Source organism: Sphaerospermopsis sp. FACHB-1194, assembly GCF_014696235.1.
Lineage (GTDB): Bacteria > Cyanobacteriota > Cyanobacteriia > Cyanobacteriales > Nostocaceae > Sphaerospermopsis > Sphaerospermopsis kisseleviana.
This window is the reverse complement of the sequence record NZ_JACJPU010000052.1, coordinates 14,066-34,789: the sequence shown is the minus strand read 5'-3', so window position 1 is coordinate 34,789 and position 20,724 is coordinate 14,066. Positions and strand designations below refer to the sequence as shown.

The following is a 20,724-nucleotide window of genomic DNA, read 5'->3' as shown; positions in this document are numbered from 1 at the left end:
CTCCTGACTCCTGCCTCCTGACTCCTGACTCCTGACTCCTGACTCCTGACTCCTGACTCCTGACTCCTGACTCCTGACTCCTGACTCCTGACTCCTGACTCCTGACTCCTGACTCCTTGATCTCCTGACTCCTGACTCCTTGATCTCCTGACTCCTGACTCCTGACAAAAAATATACTTGCCCAAAGTCATGAACTCTGGACAAGTATAAATAAAATAATGACTACTTATTCAAAATCACGATGGGGAGGCTCAGTCCATCGTCAATATCGCTCACTGGAAAAGTAGTATAAATTCAGACTTTAATTGTTCTGTGTTCATAGTTGAGAATAGATGATGGACAGGGAAATATTTCCTGTTAGATCCACACATCAAAAATCAACACCCGATTTAAAACCAACCTTTGATTCTAATTAGTCGTTTTCCCATTCTTCACGACCAATTAAATCCCCAATGCGATCGCGCAATAAAAAGTCACACTTCTCCAATTCATATTCAACACAAACCCACTCTCTAGCAGGGATGTATTGGCAGAGTGTATATATTGGCTGTTGACGGCTCACCATTCCCTTCTGCACCAGTTGGCGTGCTTCGTCCTGGATTACGTCGAGAGAGTAGTAATTGATAGAAGGCACCGTATTCACACTCATTGTTTTTACTCACAAATTTACATTTAGATAGTATTCCCAATTTTCATCAGGAAAGAAAATGGCAATAATTTAGACCTTTGGCTAGGTTTTGTAGTTTGCTATACGGAACTATTATCATTTTGACGCTATACACCTATAAATTATCTAAAGAAATGTTAAGTTTGTCAAGGAAGCACAACATTAATATTAACTCCATTTCCAATTGTGCATCCCAACATTTAGAATTTGGCTGATTGGTAATGCCTTGCAGCTACTATTAACAGGTTTACACTTTAATATCTATATACCTATGGTTACAATTTAATCTAATATTTTCTAATATTATGTATCAAAAAATTATTATTGAGATTCCCAATAATCACTTTTAGCCCTTGTAAAGCCTTTTATAGCTACACCGTCATGGATTTTTACCAAAAAATATACCTGGTATCTTGTGCCGGAAATTGGTTATAGTTTGTCCTTTTTTATACATTATACCATACAGGTGCGACCAATAGATTTGCAAAATTTAGATCCATCAGGCTATTGCCAATCCAACATCTAAAAATTTGAAATCTGATCACAATGGCTAAGTTACACCACTAAATTTTATAGCCAGCATTTTTTAAACATTTTTTAAACATTTTTTAAACATTTTTTAAACATTTTTTAAACATTTTTAAACTGTGCTGCTTTCTATTTGTGACTCTTCGTAATCAGTGATACAAAATTTAATTAACCAACAACTCATCATATCATTCCATTAAGTATTTTTAATAAGTATTTTTAATAGGTATTTTTAAGTTTCTTATTTTTAATTACATCAACATACAGCAGATTGCACATCCATGAGGTACAAACGGAACAAGCAAAACCCAAGCCGCAAGGATGTTTCACCTCCTGCCTTCTGCCTTCTGCCTTCTGCCTCCTGCCTCCTGCCTTCTGCCTTCTGCCTCCTGCCTTCTGCCTCCTGCCTCCTGCCTTCTGCCTTCTGCCTTCTGCCTTCTGCCTTCTGCCTTCTGCCTTCTGCTATAATTAAACGTAAAATAGATGATAGAACCCCGATTTTTTAAAGAAGTCGGGGATCTGGATATTTAAGTTAACTATTGGGAAAAATCTTCCTCATCTTCTGCAATGCTTTCTGTTTGACGCTCCTGCTGAAGTTGGTTTAATAAACTCAGCACTTTAGTACCACGTTCAAGAGAGCGATCCTCAACAAAGATCACTTCTGGAGTACGACGCAGCCTTACTCTAGCACCTAGTTCACTACGGACATAACCAGTTGCTGATTTTAAACCCTCCATTGTTTCAGCTTTAGCTTCCTGGGTCCCATAAATACTGACGAAAATTTTAGCGTGTTGCAAGTCACCGGAAACATCTACATCGGTGACACTCACCATTCCTGTACCCACACGGTCATCTTTAATACCGTTGAGCAACATTTGGCTAACTTCCCGTTTAATTAATTCAGCAACGCGGGAAACGCGGCGATTTGTAGCCATATAAATTCCGCCTTCTCACAGAGGTTTTACGATATGATATAGATGCAAATTCAGGATAATAGCTGTAAAACTTACAGCAATTGTCCTGATGTTTAAACCCTATTCAGGTTTTAGTTTAGATTGTACTCAAACCCAGCATCGCCCGGAGAGTCAAAGTTACGAAAAAGAACCCTCCTACTAATAAACCAAGCACTGCTATTAGAGTACCTGGGCGTTTTAAAAAAGGCATCAATGGCTGAAAGGTATTCAGCAAAAGACCTAAGACGATAGTAACCAAGTACCGGGGGTAGCGAAATACGTTATCCCAAAATCCATCAAACATTTGAATATAGACTGCCTTGTTATAAACTATAGTTTGTTTTCAGGTGCTTATTTAATTTAATTGTAGTCTATAGGGTTGAAAATTGCTCAATTCATATAAAATAACTAATTGGTAATAGGTAATTGGTAATGGGTAATTGGTAATTAGTAATTTTTATTTTAATAGAAATATAGAAATATATATGATTAGTAAAGTTTCTCAAACAACTTACCCGCGTCCTTTTTTAAAGTGGGCGGGAGGTAAAGGTAGGTTGATTTCTCAATATCAAAAATATTTTCCCACAAATTACCAGCATTATTATGAACCCTTTTTAGGTGGAGGGGCGGTTTTTTTTCATCTCCAAGCACAAAACATATTTTCCCAAGCTGTTTTAACTGATATTAATACTGATTTAATTACGACCTATTGCTGTGTTAGAGATCATGTTGACGAATTAATTGAACGTCTACAAAAACACAAGGAAAAACATCATAAAAATCATGGAGATTATTATTATAAAATACGTTCTAATTCGGAAGGAACAGATTTACAGAAAGCAGCTAGGTTTATTTATTTGAATAAAACCTGTTTTAATGGTTTATATCGAGTCAATTCTCAAGGTAAATTTAACGTTCCTTTGGGTAGATATAAAAATCCTGGTATTTGTCAGGAAGATGTTTTAAGACTTGCATCAAAAGCACTTGCTACAGCAGACATTGAAAACGCGGATTTTACCACAGTTTTGAATTATGCTACTAGCAGTGATGATTTTGTTTTTTTTGATCCTCCCTATCAACCTCTGAGTGAAACCAGTAATTTTACAGCTTATAGTAAATATTTATTTGGGGAAAAACAGCAACAACAATTAAGAGATGTATTTGCAGAATTAGCTAAACGGGGTGTTAAGGTAATGTTAGCAAATTCAGATTGTGATTTTATTCGTGATCTTTATCGTCGGTTTAATATTCATGCAATTTCCGCTGCCAGATCCATTAATTCTAATGTTAATAAGCGGGGTAATATTAGTGAGGTTTTAGTGACTTCTTATTAGAGGATGTCTGAATCAGACAAAAAAGATTGGAAGTAAGTATTCAGATATAGCAATTTTTGATATCCAGATCCCTAAGTAATATTGTTAATTTTCTGCGATATAATCTACAAAATCAGGAATTTGTTGATGATCTGGCAACTTTTGTAAAATTTCTTTCTCATCATTAAACTTGCGTTGAGCGATCGCTATTTCCTCTGGTTTATTACTAGAAAATGTCAATTGTTTAACCGCTTAGTTTTTTCCATACTGATCCACTGCTAAATACAGCAGTTTCCGTTATTATGAGGTACAGATATTAATGATAAAACCCTTGTAACACGGGCATACTTCGACTTACTTCGACTTACTTCGACTTACTTCGACTGCGCCCTTCGACACCGCCCTTCGACACCGCTCAGGACAGGCTCAGGACAGGCTCAGTACAAGTCGCTCAGTACAAGTCTTGCCTGTTCATAGTGTACCTCATGACACTGGGAAGTGCTGTTAAGTTGTCCCAAAATTACCACTTCCTAAAATTTTGAGCAGTTGATATTTTCCACCGACATTATTCATAATAGCACCACCATCACAGAGATGATCCCCTTCTTCATCTTCAGCATGAGTAAATATTAAGAAATTTTACTTGATCTATACTATACCAAATATGCTATGATTGGTGAAATTTACCTTGGTTGATTTATTAAGTATTTTTACGGTAATGATTCCGGGGTAAGATCCCCGACTTCTGTTAATAAACCATAATTTCTTGTCACGATTAAATAAAAAATTCGGGGATCTGACGGGGAATTTTTCAAAAAGTCAAAATAAAATTAATCAAACAGGAAAATCATGAACAATAAAATTCGTTATCCCCTACTAAGTTTAAGCGTCTTATTTATTCTCATTTATGCTTTCATCCCATCCAGTAGACAATATTTTTCATATTTCGTAGTTTTGGGATTTGCCGTATTAACTATTTATTTAACATGGGATGGTTATGACATCAGAAAAAAATTACAAAATCAATTTCAACCATCTTTAAAACAAGGGATAGCGAATGCAATTAAAGATGTTTATAATCGTCATCCAACAAAATATGAACAAATTAATAAAGCAGCTTTAATAGACAGTGTGACAAATTCTCACTTACAAGACTGGGAAAAAGATAAACGTTATTATCAATCTTTACCCAATTTCCTCTTATCAATTGGATTATTTGGTACTTTCTTAGGAATTACTTTAAATTTGTTATTGATTAGCGGTAATCTAGGAGGTGAAGTAGACATACAAACAATTTTACCAAATATTGTTAACTCAATGGGTGTAGCTTTTGGTAGTAGTTTATTTGCATTAGCTTGTAGTATTTTTTTAGTTAAATTTTACCCAGTATCAGAATTAGAAATAGAAAAAGAAAACTTAATCATCTCCATAGAACATTCCATTGATAATGAATTTTTGCTAAACAGTCAAACTACCAGCAAAATAGATCAGTTAATTACATCTATTAATAACTACTCTGATAGCTTAAAAAGTTTCCTTTCAGGTTTAGATCAAAACACCAAAAAATTTGCAACTGCGATCACGGAAGCTACAGATAAAATTAACACCTCAGCAAACAACTTTCAAACTATTGTTAATCAATCTTCCCAAACCATGCAAACAGGAGCAAATGTTTTAAGTAATGCTACTGCTAATATAGCAAACTTAACTACAAAATTTGTTGATATTTCCTCATCCTTACTCACATCATCACAATCATTTGAAAAATCTATATCTTCCCTAGAAAAATATGGAGATAGTTTAGAAAATCTCAGTGATAGCTTAATCAATAATTCCCAACAAATCCAACAATTAGCTCAAAATAATACAGATAATATAAAAAGTCTCAGTAACAGATTAATTAGTAATTCTAACGATGTAAAAAACCTCATACAAAATAATCAACAAAATCTCACTACCGTTACAGATCGTCTCTTGCAGAATGTTAACAGTATTTCCACATCTACCCAAACATTTAATAATAATGTTAACCAAATTGTCACATCTTTAAATCAACATAGTTTACAAGTAGGAGAATATAATACAAACCTCCAACAATTAGCAGGATTAATCAACAATGCAACCCAATCATCTAATAATAATATACCCCAATTAGCCTCTATGTTAGGAAATCAAGTTAATCAATTACAAACTACCGCCAACCAACTCAATCAAAATTCCCAAATGTTGCAACAAATCAATAGTAACCTATCTGTATTATTAACCAACTTCCAACAATTCCAACAATCACAAAATTAACAACTATAAAATTAAATTAACCAGATCCCCGACTTATTTTACTATTCTGTCAATCAAATATAAATTGATAGTAGAAGTCGAGGATCTTAACCCAGAAAATTTGAACCTATTGAACTTAATTATTATGCAAAGAAGAAATCGCCATAATTCTAATAATAATAGCGAAACCTTTACAATTTGGACATCCTTTACAGATTTAATGTCTAACGCATTTATGATTATTACCTTATTATTAGTATTTGTGGTAGCTCAAAAAAAACCACCACCACCACCAGGGATAGTTTGTGAACCGAAAATTATTAACCTTCCTTCTGAACAATATAGTTTTGACTCAGGGAGTGCAGTTTTACCAAATAACTTAAAAAGTGATATTTTGCAAGGTAACAAACCAGGGAAAATATTAAAATTAATTGAAGAAACCCTTTCTCAACAAGAACAATGTAATAATGAAACTGAGGTACTAGAAATTATAGGCCATACCGATGATCAACCAGTAAATTTTCTTAACTGTAATAACCCTAATAATCCAACATTAAAACCTTTAGATAATCACCTAGAAAATGTTGCTACAGGTAATCAAAATATTAACACCTTATGTCCTCGTTCTAATGCTGATTTAGGTTTAATGCGAGCATTATCAGTAGTCAAAGAACTGCAAAAAGCGCAAAATCAAACTAGATTATCTCGATTTAAAAAAGTCCAATTTAGAGCATATTCAGCAGCACAATTATTTTTACCAGAAAATCAAGGATTTGCTAAAAAAAATACGAGAAAAGATCCAACAACCAGAGGTAAACGCAGAAGAATAGAAATCAGATTTGCACAATTGGGAGAGTACGTTACACCAGATGAAAATTGATAAAAATTGAAAATAAAAGCAGTTAAGCTGTTGTGCAAATTTAAATATCTTTTAAATATCTTTTAAATATCTTTTAAATATCTTTTAAATATCTGCTATTAACTGACTTAAATAATCATCCATGATAGCTGGTAATTCTTTGGGTGAATAGGTATAAGTGAGAGATAAAAATGTAATTGCTGTGTTGATAACTTGCTTTCTATTTACTATAGTTGATAGTTGAGAACGAGTATATTTACCGTTCATTATTTCTAAACTAGCATCTGCGATCGCATCTTCTATAACTGATTCTTCTATTAAATTTTCCCATTCATCTTCATTGATGTAATAGGATTTTTTGTTTTCTTTGAGATTGATTTCTTGAATTTCTCTAATTGAATTACGAATAGAAGCCATCCAAGAATTTGTTAATCTTTTTTCTATTTGATTTTTAATTATATGAATGAGTAGTATTTTTAAGAATGATTTAATTTGTCTGATTATTGCTTTTTTACTCATTCCTTCTAATTCATCTACAATTGCTAAAGCTTCTGTATAATTTCCTTGTAAAATACTGTTTCTGAGGTCTATTAATTCTTGGGTCATTTTTAGTAGCCTCCGGTTTATTTTCTATATTGAGAATAACATAAATTCATACTATTACCGCTATTTTAAACTTTTATCTGTGTTTATCTGTGTTTATCTGAGTTTATCTGCGTTAAATTATAGTGATAAAATTTCGCACAACTGGGAGAGTACGTCACACCAGATGGAAATTGATAGAAATTGAAAATAAAAGAAGTTCTCATATATTTTACCATGCCTTTTGTATTCTTCCTTTGCGTCTTTGCGTGAGATATCAAAAACTGACTACTCACTGGTATGATAATTAATCTGCAAACAAACACCCATTAACAAAACCATGACAAAAAACTACCGTATCACCCTACTTCCCGGAGATGGTATTGGACCAGAAATAATGGCCGTAGCAGTGGACGTGCTAAAAGTCGTCGCTAAACGCTTTGATTTGAACTTTGATTTTCAAACCGCCCTCATCGGTGGTGCAGCGATAGATGAAACCGGTGAACCTCTACCATCTGCAACATTAGAAACTTGTCGCAGCAGTGATTCAGTATTGCTCGCTGCTATCGGTGGTTATAAATGGGACGCTTTACCCTCTGATAAACGTCCTGAAGCGGGTTTATTAGGATTAAGAGCAGGTTTAGAACTTTTTGCCAATTTACGACCTGCTAAAATATTACCCCAACTTATAGACGCATCCACCTTGAAACGGGAAGTAGTCGAAGGTGTAGATATTATGGTAGTGCGGGAACTCACAGGCGGGATTTACTTCGGTAAACCTAAAGGTATTTTTGCTACAGAAACCGGAGAAAGACGTGGTGTAAATACGATGGTTTACAGCGAATCGGAAATAGAGAGAATTGGTAAAGTTGCCTTTGAAACTGCCCAAAAACGCGGCGGAAAACTTTGTTCTGTGGATAAAGCCAATGTATTAGATGTATCTCAACTTTGGCGAGAGAAAATGACTAAGCTGGCTTCAGAATATCCAAATGTTGAACTATCTCATTTATATGTAGATAACGCTGCCATGCAATTAGTCCGCGCCCCCAAACAATTTGATACTATTGTTACTGGTAACTTGTTCGGTGATATTCTTTCCGATGCTGCGGCCATGTTAACTGGTAGTATTGGGATGTTACCTTCTGCTAGTTTGGGAGCTTCTGGACCTGGTGTATATGAACCCGTTCACGGTTCAGCCCCCGATATTGCGGGACAAGATAAAGCCAACCCCTTAGCACAGGTTTTAAGTGCAGCCATGATGTTACGGTATGATTTAGATCAACCAGCAGCAGCGGATTTAATAGAAAATGCAGTGTTACAAGTTTTACAACAAGGCGATCGCACAGGAGATATTATGTCCCCAGGAATGAATCTTTTAGGTTGTCGCGCAATGGGTGAAGCTTTAATCAAGATTCTGGAAACAAAATAGTTTGATTGTACTAAAAGAAAATTTTAGCGTTTTTTGCTAAAAGTTTCAGATACACTAGAAGCAAATCTATCAATAACATAACAACTAATAGTGTACGCTTCACGACAAGGACAGGGAAATTTCACCACCCCAGCAAACCAAACCCCTTTGGTAGATCCCACCGTGATCAAAGCCGCTGGGCAAATTTACTATACCTACTGTGAGGTACATCCTGAAATTGTGGGGCAAGCTTCAGGAGTAGCAATTAGTCGCGTCACTCATCGGGGTAAAGTAATTTTTACTCAGCAACCCATTCTCTTACCACAGGAATGTTTTATACCCTTACAACAAATTGAATCGTATATGTATTAGGTGATTGGTGACTGGTGACTGGTGACTGGTGACTGGTGACTGGTGACTGGTGACTGGGAAGAATAACTAATGACTAATGACAACTGACAATATGGAAACATTGATTTTCGTCCCTGCTAGTATCATTGTCTTCGCTTTGGGGGCTGCTATTGGTAGCTTTATCAATGTTGTAGTTTATCGCCTACCTGCGGGATTATCCTTACTTTGGCCGCCTTCTCGCTGTCCTAAATGCCTAAACCAATTAAAAGCTTATGATAACGTACCTGTGTTTGGTTGGTTGTGGTTAAAAGGAAGATGTCGTTATTGTCACACCAAAATTTCTCCCCGTTATCCTGTAGTAGAGGCGATAACAGGAATTATATTTTTAATAGTATTTTGGGTATTTCAATTTTCAGCCTTAACAATTGGTTATTGGGCTTTTTGCAGTTGGTTATTAGCTCTATCTCTTATAGACTGGGATACAATGATTTTACCCGGTCAACTTACCAAGTCGGGATTGGTATTGGGCTTAGTTTTTCAAATGGGTTTAGGTTTTTTAACAGAAAATAGCTGGGTGGGTGGGATCAAACAGCTAATGTTTGGAATAGGTGGTACAGTCTTGGGCTTATGGCTGTTTGATAGCATCTCAATTTTAGGTTATCTAGCCTATGGAAAACCCGTCATGGGTGCAGGTGATGGGAAACTAGCAGCGATGATGGGCGCTTGGTTAGGTTGGAAGCATCTGCTAATAGCTAGTTTTATGGCCTGTTTTTTGGGAGTATTAATAGGTGGAGGTGCAATTATGGTCTCACGCCATCAAATGGGACAAAGAATGCCTTTTGGTCCTTTCTTAGCTTTAGGGGCGGTAATTGCTGTTTTTGGTGGTGAAGCTATTTTGTCTTCTTACCTACAGTTTGTGCTACCACCATCTTGAAATATATCAGTTAAGTAGGTAGGCGTTAAAAATTGTCGTGATGACAAGGCAGGAGGTAGGAGACAGAAGGGAACATCCCAAATTTGTAAATTTATTTTTATCTAATGTAAAAATGCTCCAAAGACCTAATATGATTGAACCTCAAAGAACGCAAAGGACACAAAGGTAAGAGATTTTCAGAGAGTTTTTGGTGTTACTGCGGTTCTTTTTTCAAAATTGGGATGATCCCACACAGAAGGCAGGAGGGAAAAGGTTTTTATCAATTTTACATTTTGTTACATACCTTGGTTTTTTCGTGCCGACTTAATTATGGCAGGAGTCAGTACGAAGGCAAGAGGCAAGAGTTTATTCTTACCAATTACTTGTTCCCAGTCACCAATCACCAATCACCTATTATCATCAAATTCAAACTTTAAAATCACTTTTCTTTAATATTAGATTTAAATGTTTTTTATTCTCATCCTCAGCAACCTACACCCTCCATGACTGTAACCACATGACTGTAACCAGCATTACTTCATTGGATCTTTATATTTTGGTAAGATTAACCTGTGAATTGTATTACAGTCAAACAATACTTTTGGCAGTTGGCAAATACAACTAATGTCATAAATGCTGATAGCTTACCATTGAATAATAAAAATAATGTATTGGGAGGAAGATTCATTTTCATGGAGGTTTTGTATTTTCACACCTTTGCCGATACGTTGATACAATTAAGTCCCCTGACACATTTGGAAAAAAGTTGTATTGGCAGCAGCATTTTTATTAAGCTATCAACCAAAAAATACAAAATCAAGTCGAAAATTAGTTACAAGCGTAATTTGGTGATTTAGTCAAGCTAAGAAAAATCATCAGGAGTCAGGAGTCAGGAGTCAGGAGTCAGGAGTCAGAGTGCTTATAAAATCAGGAATAGAGAGAAGCAAGATTTTAGCAAAATTATCAAAGCTGACGCTATAAGGCGTTATTATTCTGACTTCTGTAGTCTATCTTCTGAATACTTACCTCAAATCCACAATTCACAATACCCGCTCCAGCAGTGGGTGAGGTCAATCTAAAATCCCAAATCTAAAATCCCAAATCCCAAATCCCAAATCCCAATATTGATTGACCTGTTTTGAATCTCATACCTACTTAAATAAGATAAAAATGGCAAACAACGAAGAATCACGCGGTTTAAAGTCTCTATTTGATTGGTTTGCAAATCGTCGTAAATCAGGATCTCCCCATTTAGAAAAACAAGAACGGGAAATAGCCGATGGTTTATGGCACAAATGCGCGAAATGTGGTGTTTTGGCTTATGCTAAAGACTTGAAAGCTAATCAAATGGTTTGTGCAGAATGCGGTCATCATAACCGAGTCGATAGTGATGAGCGTATCCGTCAGTTAATTGATGCAAATACTTGGAAACCCATAGATGAAAATTTGCGTCCCACTGATCCTTTAGGATTCCGCGATCGCAAACCCTACAGCGATCGCATCCGGGAAACTCAAGAAAAAGTCGGTTTAATAGACGCAGTAAAAACCGGTTTAGGTCAAATTAACGGTTTACCCATCGCTTTAGGAGTCATGGACTTCCGCTTTATGGGTGGTAGCATGGGTTCTGTTGTCGGTGAAAAACTCACCCGCTTAATAGAACAAGCTACCCAACGCCGCTATCCTGTAGTTATCGTTTGTACCTCTGGTGGTGCGAGAATGCAGGAAGGAATGCTGTCCTTAATGCAAATGGCGAAAATTTCCGCTGCACTACAACGTCATCAAGATGCTCGTTTATTATACATTCCCGTCCTGACAAACCCCACCACCGGCGGCGTTACCGCTAGTTTTGCTATGTTGGGTGATATCATCATCGCCGAACCCAAAGCCACCATCGGTTTTGCTGGCAGACGAGTTATTGAACAAACCCTGCGGGAAAAACTACCCGAAGACTTCCAAACCGCTGAAGACTTACTAAAGCATGGTTTTGTAGATGAAATTGTTCCCCGCACTCAGTTAAAAAATACCTTGGCACAGTTAATATCTTTACACCAACCCATGCCCACCGCACCTAACATGGTTTTGTGGGAAACCATGACATTAACTTCTACAGGGGTAGAGTAGGTGATTGGTGATTGGTGATTGGTGATTGGTGATTGGTGATTGGGTTCTTAATCTTCCCCTGCTTCCCCTCCTTCCCCTGCTTCCCCATCTCTACTGTCACCTGTCACCTGTCACCTGTTCCCTCACAAACACAAGCGGGATCAATGCTGCCAGTCTGCAAATGCTAGAAAGGGCAAATAAACCTAATAAACCGCCAAAATGGGGAGATTGGGCGATAAAACCGCCGATAGTTGTCCCTAAAGCACCAGTGACACCGGCAATAGCAGCAGCGATCGCAAAATAAATAGATTGATTTCTTAATGGTGTAACACCAATCTGCAAATTATTACTACATAAATCCACCGCCGCCCCAGTACCACCGATAAAAATATGTAATAGTGGTAGCCACAACCAAATATCTAAATTTCTGTCACCAATTCCAAACCAAAATAAAGGCGTAACTGCAACAATTATCCCCACAAATATCAAAATCAGACGATTTCCTAATTTATCTGCTAACCTACCCCACAAAACCACCATTAGCAAACTTGCCCCCGCTTGCAAACTGCTGTAAACCGTCACCCAACCCACATCTATATTTAAAGTTTCCAGCAGATAAAGATTTACAAAAGGGGCGCAAAGATTAAAAGCCAACATCCATAAACTGAAATACAGTAAAAATATCCAAAAATGGGAATTTTTATCATTTTCCTTATTGTAGGGTAGGGGTAATTCATGAATTACCCCTACTGATTCATGAATTACCTCTACTTTGTCTTTATTTTGCGTAAGTCCTATATAAGTATTTTGTAATTTTTGTAATTGGGGATTAACATCAATTTGAAAATACTGACAACCTAAACTAACTAATCCAAATAAAATCCCCACCAACAAAACCACCCCATAACCTTGAAGAGTTCCCCCAAACCAATGAGAAACAGCAAAACCCGCTAAAGGAACACATAACAAATTAGTTAAACTGGCCGCACTATTACGTATTCCAAAATATCTACCCCGCAACCTGCGAGGAACAATAATTGCTAACCAACTCATCCAAGATGCACATCCCAAACCCCCAACAAGATGACTAAAAAAGACAATTACCAGCGTTAATATCACCAACTGCTGAGAATTGATCAATCCCCAACTCTTACAGATAATACCTATTACTAACAACAGCCAAAATAGGCGAGAAATTCCATAAACCAGCGCCGAATATCGAAACCTGCTAGTAGTGCGCTCTGAAAGATAAGCACCCAAAGGTTGAATGAGATTTACTAGCATGGGAATTGAAGAAAGCATCCCAAAAATTACCGGACTAGCATCTAATTCTACCAAAAAATTACTAAGTAAAATTCCCCCAGTAGTAATAGAAAAAATGGTTGCAAAAATAGCATCATAAGTAGAAGCTTGTAAACTAGTACGAATCGCATTTTTAGGAAAACGAGAGCTAGATTGAGATTCAGAAGATGAGACGGTGTTTAATGAATCAATCTGAGGAATTTCCAGATTTAAAGATGCAGATATTTCAACTTTAACCGAGTCCATAAACTAGCGTCTAGCGGTGACGAAATGAGTAAAATTTCCGATCATGATAATTGTTTGTTATTCTATCTACCATTTCTCAACAAAAATTTAGACTGCTGAAAGATCAGTCTTGAGTTACGGGAGTATCCCAAATGTGTAAATTCATTTTTGTCTATGGAAATAATCTGCCCCCCAAAGCTTAATATGATTGAACCGCAAAGGGCGCAAAGGACACAAAGGTAAGAGAGTTTAAGAGATTTTTTAGTGTTGCTGCGGTCATTTTTTATTTCATTGGGATGCTCCCGGAGTTACAGCATTTATAAATGAGAAAATAAAATGAGAAAATAAAAAGTTTTATCTGTCTTATCTGTCCATGAACAAATACAAATGGTTAAAATTCTGTATATTAATTATCACAGTGGCTATCATTGTGATCAGTTGTCACCAATTACCACCCAGTAAATCAGCAGTTACTATTAAACTCAGTGGTTGGGGTGGTTCACCTGTAGAACAAAAACTTTTAAAACAAGTATTACAAGATTTTGAAATCAAACATCCCCAAATTAAAGTTAAATATGAATTAATTTCTGATCAATATATGGATGTAATTAAAACTCGCTTAATTGGGGATGCTGCACCAGATGTATTTTATTTAGATGCTGTAGAAGCTCCATTTTTAATAAGTAAAAATGTTTTAGAACCTCTCAATAATTACATCACAGATAAATTTGATTTACAAGATTTCGATCAAAATTTATTAGAAATCTTTAAAGAGCATAACCATATTTATGGAATACCTAAAGATTATTCTACCTTGGCTTTATTTTATAACAAAAAAGCTTTTAAAAAATCAGGTTTCAATAAACCGCCAACTACTTGGGATGAATTATTAAATTACTCTCAAAAATTAACAGGTAAACTTAATAGATACGGGTTTGGAGAAAGTCCAGCAATATCACGTCATGTTTACAAAATTAAAGCTTTTGGGGGAAATTTAATTGATGAAAATGGTAATGCTACCTTTGCTAGTGAAAAAGCTTTAAAAGGTTTACAATTAGTGATAGATCAATATCGAAAATATCAAACATCAGCCTTACCATCAGATATTGGTGCGAGTTCAGGTACAGATATGTTTGGACAAGGTAAAGTGGCAATGGTAATTGAGGGAAATTGGGCTATTCCTTATCTGCAAGAAACCTTTCCCCAATTAGATTTTGCTACCGCAGAAGTCCCCAAAATTAATAATCAAAAAGGCACAATGGTTTATACAGTTGCTTATGTTATGAATAAACGTACAAAACATAAAAAAGCAGCTTGGGAATTAATTTCTTATTTGACAGGTAAAGAAGGAATGGAAAAATGGACAGGAACGGGTTTTGCTTTACCAACTCGTAAATCTGTAGCCGAGAAATTAGGTTATGATCAAGATGATTTAAGGTCTGCATTAGTAGCAGGTCTTGATGATGCTATACCTTGGCAACTTGGGAAATATCCAGCAGTAATTGTGAATAATTTTGAGAATCAATTTTTAAGTGCTTTATTGGGCGAACAATCTTTAAAACAGGCAATGTTAAAGGCGCAGAATAATGCTAATCAGCAGATGAAAATGATAGAGTAGAAATTGGATTAAAGGGGATCTGGGTATGACGTTTTTTAAGTTTGATTTACTTAATTGAGTTATCTTTATTTTTAGGGAGCATCCCAATTTTCAAAAAATCAACTCAGCAATACCAAAAACTCTCTTAAACCCTCTTAACTTTGTGTCCTTTGCGTTCTTTGCGGTTCATTCATATTAGGACTTTGTAGCAATTCAAAGATTCCCAAAAAATCAAATTACACATTTGGGATGCTCCCTATTGTTGTTGCACTTGCAGGAAAATATCAATTATCATATAATGATTGAATTATACACATCAAATAAAACCAAATATTTATAATCCAGCGATATGACATCATCCACCCCAGAAAGTTTATCAAAATTCGTGCAATTCTGCCAACAACATATCACGGGACAGGAACGCAAAGAAGCGCAAACATTTCTTGATCGCTTTTTTCGTGCTTTTGGTCATGAAGGTGCATTAGAAGTTGGTGCAACTTACGAAGAAGCTATTAAAAAAAGTAGTAAAACTGGTAAAACCGGATTCGCTGATTTAGTTTGGAAACCCCGCGTTTTAATTGAAATGAAAAAACGGGGAGAAGACTTAAATAAACATTATTCCCAAGCATTTGATTATTGGACAAGGTTAGTACCAAATCGACCGAAATATGTAATTTTATGTAATTTCGATGAATTTTGGATTTTTGACTTTGATATTCAACTAGATACACCTGTAGATAAAATATCCCTGGAGCAACTACCAGAACGGGCTGGAGCATTGGCATTTATGGAAATAGGGCAAAAAACCCCTGTATTCCAAAATAACCAAGTAGAAGTCACAGAACGCGCCGCCAAACGCATGGGAGAATTATTATTAGAATTAGAAAAAAGAGGAATTGAAAAATTAACAGCACAGCGTTTTATTTTGCAATGTGTGTTAGCCATGTTTGCAGAAGATAGACAACTTTTACCCCGTGATATGTTCATTTCTTGTGTGCAAGATTGCATGAAAGGGGCGAGTTCTTATGATGTTTTAGGTGGTTTATTTCGGGAAATGAATCAACCAGGAATTACACCCGCAGGACGTTATCAAGGTGTAGATTATTTTAATGGTGGTTTATTTTCGGTGATTCATCCCATAGAATTAACTAGGGAAGAATTAAATTTTTTAGATGTATCAGCGCGAGAAAATTGGAGTAAAGTTCGTCCTGCTATTTTTGGGAATTTATTTGAAGGAACGGTAGATAAAAAAGAACGTCACGCGAGAGGGATTCATTATACATCAGAAGTGGATATAATGAAAATTATCCGCCCTACAATTAGCCGTTTTTGGGAAGAGAGAATAGAAGCAGCAAATACAGTTAAGGAACTTTCTACACTGCAAATAGAATTACAAAGTTATCGAGTTTTAGATCCTGCTTGCGGTTCGGGTAATTTTCTGTATTTAGCGTATCAGGAATTAAAAAGAATTGAAATATTATTGTTAGATAAAATTGCTAACCTGCGAAAATCAAAAGATAAACAAATGCAGATGGGTTTGGTGACACCTTTACAATTTTATGGGATGGATACTAACCCCTTTGCGGTGGAGTTAGCAAGGGTGACTTTGATGATAGCGCGGAAAATTGCCATTGATAGTTTACAGTTAACTGAACCTGCGTTACCTTTGGATAGTTTAGATAATAATATTGTTTGTCAAGATGCTTTATTTAGTGAATGGGTAAAAGCAGATGCAATTATAGGAAATCCGCCTTTTTTGGGTGGTAAACATATTAGAATTTCATTAAATGATGAATATGTAGATAGAATTTTTCAACAATTTCCGAAAGTTAAAGATGTGGATTTTTGTGCTTATTGGTTTAGATTAGCTCATGATAAAATTGATGAAAATGGTAGAGTTGGGTTAGTTGCGACTAATTCCATCAGTCAAGGTAAAAGCCGAAAAGCAGCTTTAGATTATATTACTCAAAATGGCGGTTATATACATGAAGCTGTTTCTACACAACCTTGGTCTGGTGCTGCAAAAGTTCATGTTAGTATTGTGAATTGGTGTAAGCAACAACCAGAAAAATATTATTTAGATGATCAGATAGTATCACAAATTAATTCTTCTTTGAAATCTAGTATTGATGTTTCTCAAGCTGTTAGATTAAAGGCCAATTTGAATAAATGTTTTCAGGGTGTACTTCCTGTTGGTGAAGGTTTTATTGTTACTGAACAACAAGTACAGGAATGGATTAAAAAAGACATTAAAAATCAAGAGGTTTTAAAGCTATTTTCAATGGGTGCTAATTTAGCAAAAAATCCTCATGGGAAACCTGAAAGATGGATTATTGATTTTAATGATATGAGTATTGAAGATGCTAGTGATTATAGATTACCCTTTGAATATATTAAACAAAATGTTAAACCACAAAGAGATAATAACAGAGATGCAAAAGCAAGAAATTATTGGTGGAGATCCTTGCGTCATCGCCCAGAAATGAGAAAAGCTATTTCATCTTTATCATTATATTTTACAGTTCCTAGAGTTTCTAAGTGGGCTATATTTATTCCAGTACCCTTAAATTGGCTACCTGGTGATAAATCAGTTGTAGTTGCATCAGATGATTTTTATATATTTGGTATTCTCTCATCTAATGTACATCGTGAATGGATGCACGCTCAAAAATCAACATTAAAAGCAGATATAGCATATACTCATAACACCTGTTTTGAAACCTTTCCATTTCCACAAACAGCAGATATAAAAATAGTAGAAAAAATCCGCGCCAAAGCCGAAGAACTCCATCAATATCGCACCCAACAAATGGAAACAAAACAATGGGGAATCACCACACTATATAATAAATTCTTCAACGAACCAAGCAGCCAACTTTATAAACTACATCAACAACTAGACAAACTGGTAATGGCAGCTTATAAAATTCAACCAGAAGAAGACATATTAGAAACACTGCTAACATTGAATTTAGAACTAGCAGAAAAAGAAAAACAGGGAATAGAAATAATAGGACCTTGTCCGCCAAAATAAAATCTCCCTTCTTTCCTTCTTCTCTTCTTCTCTTCTTCGTGTCTACCCTGCGGGAACAGCTTCGCTGAACGTGGTTCATTAATAAAAAAATCCCTCGTTCCCAGGTTCTACCTGGGAATGCAGTGTAGAAGGCTCTACTTTCTGCTATTGTGAAAATACACTGAACAAAATATTGAATAGGAGGTAGAACCTCCCAGAAAGCATTCCCAGTCAGAGACTGGAAGGTAACGAGGTAACGAGATTAAAGTCTGTTGTCTTTTTAGACTATTATGTAGCCATAGTGAGGAAATATGACGACTCAGGTTGTACTAGGAAATATTAATCCTTCTGTATTAGAAAAACTACAGGTTTTAGCGCAACACCATAACCGCACTTTAGAAGATGAAGTCAAGGCAATTTTAGAAAATTTTGTAGAGGATAAATTAGTCACTCAAGAATCTGAACAAGCACAAGCATGGGCAAAAATAGATGCTGCACGTCAGCGTCATTTCGGTAAAACTTTTAGTGATAGTGTTGAACTTTTGCGTGAGGATAGAAACCGTTGATTAAATTTGTAGTAGATGCAAATGTGGGTATTAAATATAAGCTATTTAGTTATTTGTGTTGGATAGAAGATTTACCATGAAAATATATATAATCTATTTATATGTTGCAAATCAACAGACAAACCCGCAACCAACCCAAGAAGATTAACGAAAACCTAGCAGGTTATCTTTTCATGCTACCTGCTATTTTCATATTACTTACTTTTGTTATCCTCCCCATCCTCTACGCTGTCTTTCTTTCCCTCAACAAAGTACAACTTTTAGGCGGTATTGAATATCAATTTATTGGTTTGAGAAATTTCACCCATTTGGTAGAAGACGAACAATTAAAAATTGCTCTCAAAAATACAGTCGAATATGTGGCAATTGTTGTCCCTTGTCAAACAATTTTAGCTTTAATTCTCGCAGTTACTTTAAATTCTGGTATTCGTGGTAAAAACTGGTGGCGAATCCTCTATTTTTTGCCCACAGTTACATCATCAGCGGTGTTAACACTCATCTTTATGTGGATTTATAATACCGATGGTTTACTAAATGATTTTCTGGCATTTTTTGGATTACCTAATTATAATTGGTTAGGAGATCCCAAAGTGGCGTTAAAAGGCATTATGATCATGAATATTTGGTCAACTGCGCCCTTTTATATGGTGATTTATTTAGCAGCTTTACAGGATATTCCTCAAACGCTTTATGAAGCAGCAGATTTAGATGGTGCAAATGGATGGGATCAGTTTATTAATATTACTATTCCTTTATTGCAACCTGTGACTTTGTTTGTGGTAGCTGTAGGCATAATTGGCACTTTTCAATTATTTGATCAATCTTATATTTTTTCCGGTGGCACTGGTGGACCCAATAATGCTACTTTGACGGTGGTATTATTAATTTATCAAGCTGTATTTAGAAATTTACAATTGGGATATGCTGCTGCTGTGGCTTTTTTACTTGCAACTTTAATCGTTTCTGTAACGGTGATCCAAAGGCGAATATTTGGAGGTGAAAAAATGTGAATCAAGTTGTGAATCAAGTTGTGAATCAAGTTTCTCGTTTTCCTTGGTTGAATTTCCTGTTATATCTGTTGTTAATAATTTATGGTTTTATCACCATTATTCCCTTTCTTTGGGCGCTTTCTGCATCCTTTAAACCTCTTTCAGAAATTATTAGCGGTGAGCTAAATTTTATTCCTCACAATTTTACTTTTAAGAACTATCAGCAAATTTTTCTCCAAGAACCACTATTTTGGCGGTGGTTATTTAACAGTGTAATAATTGCTGTTAGCGTTACGTTTTTAAATTTAATTTTAAATTCAATGGCTGGTTATGCTTTAGCTAGATTGACATTTGCTGGTAAACGCTTTTGGTTATTCTTAATAATCGCAGTTTTAGCAGTACCCACACAAATTACTCTCATTCCCACATTTTTGATTTTAAAAGCATTGGGTTGGCTTAATTCTTATCAAGGTATGATTGTACCGACTATGGTAAATGCTACCTTCATTTTTATGATGCGGCAGTTTTTTGTTAATTTTCCTAAAGAATTAGAAGAAGCAGCCCAACTAGATGGTTTAAGCACTTGGGAGATTTTCCGAGATATTGTTTTACCCCTAGCAAAACCAGCACTAGCAGCACAGGCGGTTTTTGTGTTTATGGGTAGTTGGAATAATTTTATACTACCTCTGGTAATTTTATTTGACCCGGAAATGTTTACCTTACCTCTGGGTTTGAATAGCTTTAAAGGTCAATATATCAGCTATTGGAATTACATTATGGCTGCTTCTATGGTGTTTACTTTACCAGCTTTAGGAATTTATGCTTTTTTCAATCGCTACTTTATTCAAGGTGTGACTTTTACCGGTGGCAAAGGTTAACTTTGCAAATTGTAAATTTTTAGATAAAGATTTGTATCAATTGTGAGCATCTGTCAGCATCTTTCCTATTTCTAATTCCCTGGGATTAACAAACTCAGGATCAGCACCTAATGGTAAACTGATTCATGCTGATGTTAATGATAGCGAGAATATTTTACCAAAATCATCCTGATAGCTTTTAGCCACAGGATCAGGGGTGTTGT

20 protein-coding genes and 1 pseudogene are annotated in these 20,724 nt (G+C 35.7%); 14 read left to right on the top strand and 7 right to left on the bottom strand.

The window, feature by feature from the left end; all coding sequences use genetic code 11:
* From H6F45_RS22405 to H6F45_RS22390, 4 genes and pseudogenes are all read right to left on the bottom strand, one after another.
* Positions 1 to 185 (bottom strand): annotated as a pseudogene (locus H6F45_RS22405) (hypothetical protein); the annotation flags it as partial.
* Positions 186 to 412: 227 nt separating this feature from the next.
* A complete protein-coding gene (locus H6F45_RS22400) occupies positions 413 to 649 on the bottom strand; it encodes a DUF4327 family protein (RefSeq protein WP_096568309.1) in 237 nt (78 codons plus the stop codon).
* Positions 650 to 1,731: 1,082 nt separating this feature from the next.
* On the bottom strand, positions 1,732 to 2,130 hold the full coding sequence (gene rbfA / locus H6F45_RS22395; RefSeq protein WP_096568313.1) for a 30S ribosome-binding factor RbfA: 399 nt from the start codon (positions 2,128 to 2,130) through the stop codon (positions 1,732 to 1,734).
* Positions 2,131 to 2,245: 115 nt separating this feature from the next.
* A complete protein-coding gene (locus H6F45_RS22390; RefSeq protein WP_096568315.1) occupies positions 2,246 to 2,452 on the bottom strand; it encodes a DUF751 family protein in 207 nt (68 codons plus the stop codon).
* Between the two features lie 181 nt (positions 2,453 to 2,633).
* Between H6F45_RS22390 and H6F45_RS22385 the strand changes: the two genes are divergently transcribed.
* On the top strand, positions 2,634 to 3,482 hold the full coding sequence (locus H6F45_RS22385) for a DNA adenine methylase (RefSeq protein WP_137669332.1): 849 nt from the start codon (positions 2,634 to 2,636) through the stop codon (positions 3,480 to 3,482).
* An 84-nt stretch (positions 3,483 to 3,566) separates the two neighbouring features.
* Here H6F45_RS22385 and H6F45_RS27140 read toward each other — a convergent pair whose 3' ends face one another.
* A complete protein-coding gene (locus H6F45_RS27140; RefSeq protein ID WP_255427041.1) occupies positions 3,567 to 3,701 on the bottom strand; it encodes a hypothetical protein in 135 nt (44 codons plus the stop codon).
* Positions 3,702 to 4,310: 609 nt separating this feature from the next.
* Here H6F45_RS27140 and H6F45_RS22380 point away from each other — a divergent pair.
* Both H6F45_RS22380 and H6F45_RS22375 read left to right on the top strand, forming a co-directional pair.
* Positions 4,311 to 5,759, top strand: a complete 1,449-nt coding sequence (locus tag H6F45_RS22380) for a hypothetical protein (RefSeq protein ID WP_190348418.1) — start codon at positions 4,311 to 4,313, stop codon at positions 5,757 to 5,759.
* 124 nt (positions 5,760 to 5,883) lie between these two features.
* Positions 5,884 to 6,618, top strand: a complete 735-nt coding sequence (locus H6F45_RS22375; protein WP_190348417.1) for a flagellar motor protein — start codon at positions 5,884 to 5,886, stop codon at positions 6,616 to 6,618.
* An 84-nt stretch (positions 6,619 to 6,702) separates the two neighbouring features.
* Here the strand turns inward: H6F45_RS22375 and H6F45_RS22370 are convergent, their stop codons facing one another.
* Positions 6,703 to 7,203 (bottom strand): hypothetical protein, encoded by a 501-nt coding sequence (locus H6F45_RS22370; protein WP_096568325.1) that lies wholly within the window; start codon positions 7,201 to 7,203, stop codon positions 6,703 to 6,705.
* A 316-nt stretch (positions 7,204 to 7,519) separates the two neighbouring features.
* Here H6F45_RS22370 and leuB point away from each other — a divergent pair, with 316 nt between their 5' ends.
* The 6 genes from leuB (at position 7,520) to accD (ending at position 11,972) form a co-directional block, all read left to right on the top strand.
* Complete coding sequence (leuB, locus tag H6F45_RS22365) at positions 7,520 to 8,608, top strand: 3-isopropylmalate dehydrogenase (protein ID WP_190348416.1); 1,089 nt, start codon at positions 7,520 to 7,522, stop codon at positions 8,606 to 8,608.
* A 90-nt stretch (positions 8,609 to 8,698) separates the two neighbouring features.
* The gene (locus H6F45_RS22360) at positions 8,699 to 8,959 is read left to right on the top strand and encodes a hypothetical protein (RefSeq protein WP_096568332.1); all 261 of its coding nucleotides are present in this window, start codon (positions 8,699 to 8,701) and stop codon (positions 8,957 to 8,959) included.
* Positions 8,960 to 9,050: 91 nt separating this feature from the next.
* Complete coding sequence (locus tag H6F45_RS22355) at positions 9,051 to 9,872, top strand: A24 family peptidase (protein ID WP_096568334.1); 822 nt, start codon at positions 9,051 to 9,053, stop codon at positions 9,870 to 9,872.
* A gap of 134 nt (positions 9,873 to 10,006) precedes the next feature.
* On the top strand, positions 10,007 to 10,288 hold the full coding sequence (locus tag H6F45_RS22350) for a hypothetical protein (RefSeq protein ID WP_190348415.1): 282 nt from the start codon (positions 10,007 to 10,009) through the stop codon (positions 10,286 to 10,288).
* Positions 10,289 to 10,423: 135 nt separating this feature from the next.
* Positions 10,424 to 10,708 (top strand): hypothetical protein, encoded by a 285-nt coding sequence (locus tag H6F45_RS22345; protein ID WP_190348414.1) that lies wholly within the window; start codon positions 10,424 to 10,426, stop codon positions 10,706 to 10,708.
* 313 nt (positions 10,709 to 11,021) lie between these two features.
* Positions 11,022 to 11,972 (top strand): acetyl-CoA carboxylase, carboxyltransferase subunit beta, encoded by a 951-nt coding sequence (accD, locus tag H6F45_RS22340; protein ID WP_096568337.1) that lies wholly within the window; start codon positions 11,022 to 11,024, stop codon positions 11,970 to 11,972.
* Between the two features lie 96 nt (positions 11,973 to 12,068).
* Here the strand turns inward: accD and H6F45_RS22335 are convergent, their stop codons facing one another.
* The gene (locus tag H6F45_RS22335) at positions 12,069 to 13,499 is read right to left on the bottom strand and encodes an MFS transporter (protein ID WP_190348413.1); all 1,431 of its coding nucleotides are present in this window, start codon (positions 13,497 to 13,499) and stop codon (positions 12,069 to 12,071) included.
* Positions 13,500 to 13,851: 352 nt separating this feature from the next.
* On the opposite strand from H6F45_RS22335, the gene H6F45_RS22330 reads away from it, so the two are divergent.
* From H6F45_RS22330 to H6F45_RS22310, 5 genes are all read left to right on the top strand, one after another.
* Complete coding sequence (locus H6F45_RS22330; protein ID WP_190348412.1) at positions 13,852 to 15,096, top strand: ABC transporter substrate-binding protein; 1,245 nt, start codon at positions 13,852 to 13,854, stop codon at positions 15,094 to 15,096.
* 328 nt (positions 15,097 to 15,424) lie between these two features.
* A complete protein-coding gene (locus H6F45_RS22325) occupies positions 15,425 to 18,109 on the top strand; it encodes a DNA methyltransferase (RefSeq protein ID WP_190348411.1) in 2,685 nt (894 codons plus the stop codon).
* 290 nt (positions 18,110 to 18,399) lie between these two features.
* Positions 18,400 to 18,654 carry a hypothetical protein gene (locus H6F45_RS22320; protein WP_190348410.1) on the top strand — a complete coding sequence of 85 codons (255 nt, stop codon included), beginning with the start codon at positions 18,400 to 18,402 and terminating at the stop codon, positions 18,652 to 18,654.
* A 101-nt stretch (positions 18,655 to 18,755) separates the two neighbouring features.
* Positions 18,756 to 19,664 carry a sugar ABC transporter permease gene (locus tag H6F45_RS22315; protein WP_137667593.1) on the top strand — a complete coding sequence of 303 codons (909 nt, stop codon included), beginning with the start codon at positions 18,756 to 18,758 and terminating at the stop codon, positions 19,662 to 19,664.
* 20 nt (positions 19,665 to 19,684) lie between these two features.
* Positions 19,685 to 20,521, top strand: a complete 837-nt coding sequence (locus H6F45_RS22310) for an ABC transporter permease subunit (protein ID WP_190348420.1) — start codon at positions 19,685 to 19,687, stop codon at positions 20,519 to 20,521.
* Positions 20,522 to 20,724: the final 203 nt, after the last annotated feature.

Bases quoted from the DNA above. Each gene is read 5' to 3' on its own strand.
- H6F45_RS22400 (WP_096568309.1), bottom strand. From the start codon at position 649: ATGAGTGTGAATACGGTGCCTTCTATCAATTACTACTCTCTCGACGTA.
- rbfA (WP_096568313.1), bottom strand. From the start codon at position 2,130: ATGGCTACAAATCGCCGCGTTTCCCGCGTTGCTGAATTAATTAAACGG.
- H6F45_RS22390 (WP_096568315.1), bottom strand. From the start codon at position 2,452: ATGTTTGATGGATTTTGGGATAACGTATTTCGCTACCCCCGGTACTTG.
- H6F45_RS22385 (WP_137669332.1), top strand. From the start codon at position 2,634: ATGATTAGTAAAGTTTCTCAAACAACTTACCCGCGTCCTTTTTTAAAG.
- H6F45_RS22380 (WP_190348418.1), top strand. From the start codon at position 4,311: ATGAACAATAAAATTCGTTATCCCCTACTAAGTTTAAGCGTCTTATTT.
- H6F45_RS22375 (WP_190348417.1), top strand. From the start codon at position 5,884: ATGCAAAGAAGAAATCGCCATAATTCTAATAATAATAGCGAAACCTTT.
- H6F45_RS22370 (WP_096568325.1), bottom strand. From the start codon at position 7,203: ATGACCCAAGAATTAATAGACCTCAGAAACAGTATTTTACAAGGAAAT.
- leuB (WP_190348416.1), top strand. From the start codon at position 7,520: ATGACAAAAAACTACCGTATCACCCTACTTCCCGGAGATGGTATTGGA.
- H6F45_RS22355 (WP_096568334.1), top strand. From the start codon at position 9,051: ATGGAAACATTGATTTTCGTCCCTGCTAGTATCATTGTCTTCGCTTTG.
- accD (WP_096568337.1), top strand. From the start codon at position 11,022: ATGGCAAACAACGAAGAATCACGCGGTTTAAAGTCTCTATTTGATTGG.
- H6F45_RS22335 (WP_190348413.1), bottom strand. From the start codon at position 13,499: ATGGACTCGGTTAAAGTTGAAATATCTGCATCTTTAAATCTGGAAATT.
- H6F45_RS22330 (WP_190348412.1), top strand. From the start codon at position 13,852: ATGAACAAATACAAATGGTTAAAATTCTGTATATTAATTATCACAGTG.
- H6F45_RS22325 (WP_190348411.1), top strand. From the start codon at position 15,425: ATGACATCATCCACCCCAGAAAGTTTATCAAAATTCGTGCAATTCTGC.
- H6F45_RS22320 (WP_190348410.1), top strand. From the start codon at position 18,400: ATGACGACTCAGGTTGTACTAGGAAATATTAATCCTTCTGTATTAGAA.
- H6F45_RS22315 (WP_137667593.1), top strand. From the start codon at position 18,756: ATGTTGCAAATCAACAGACAAACCCGCAACCAACCCAAGAAGATTAAC.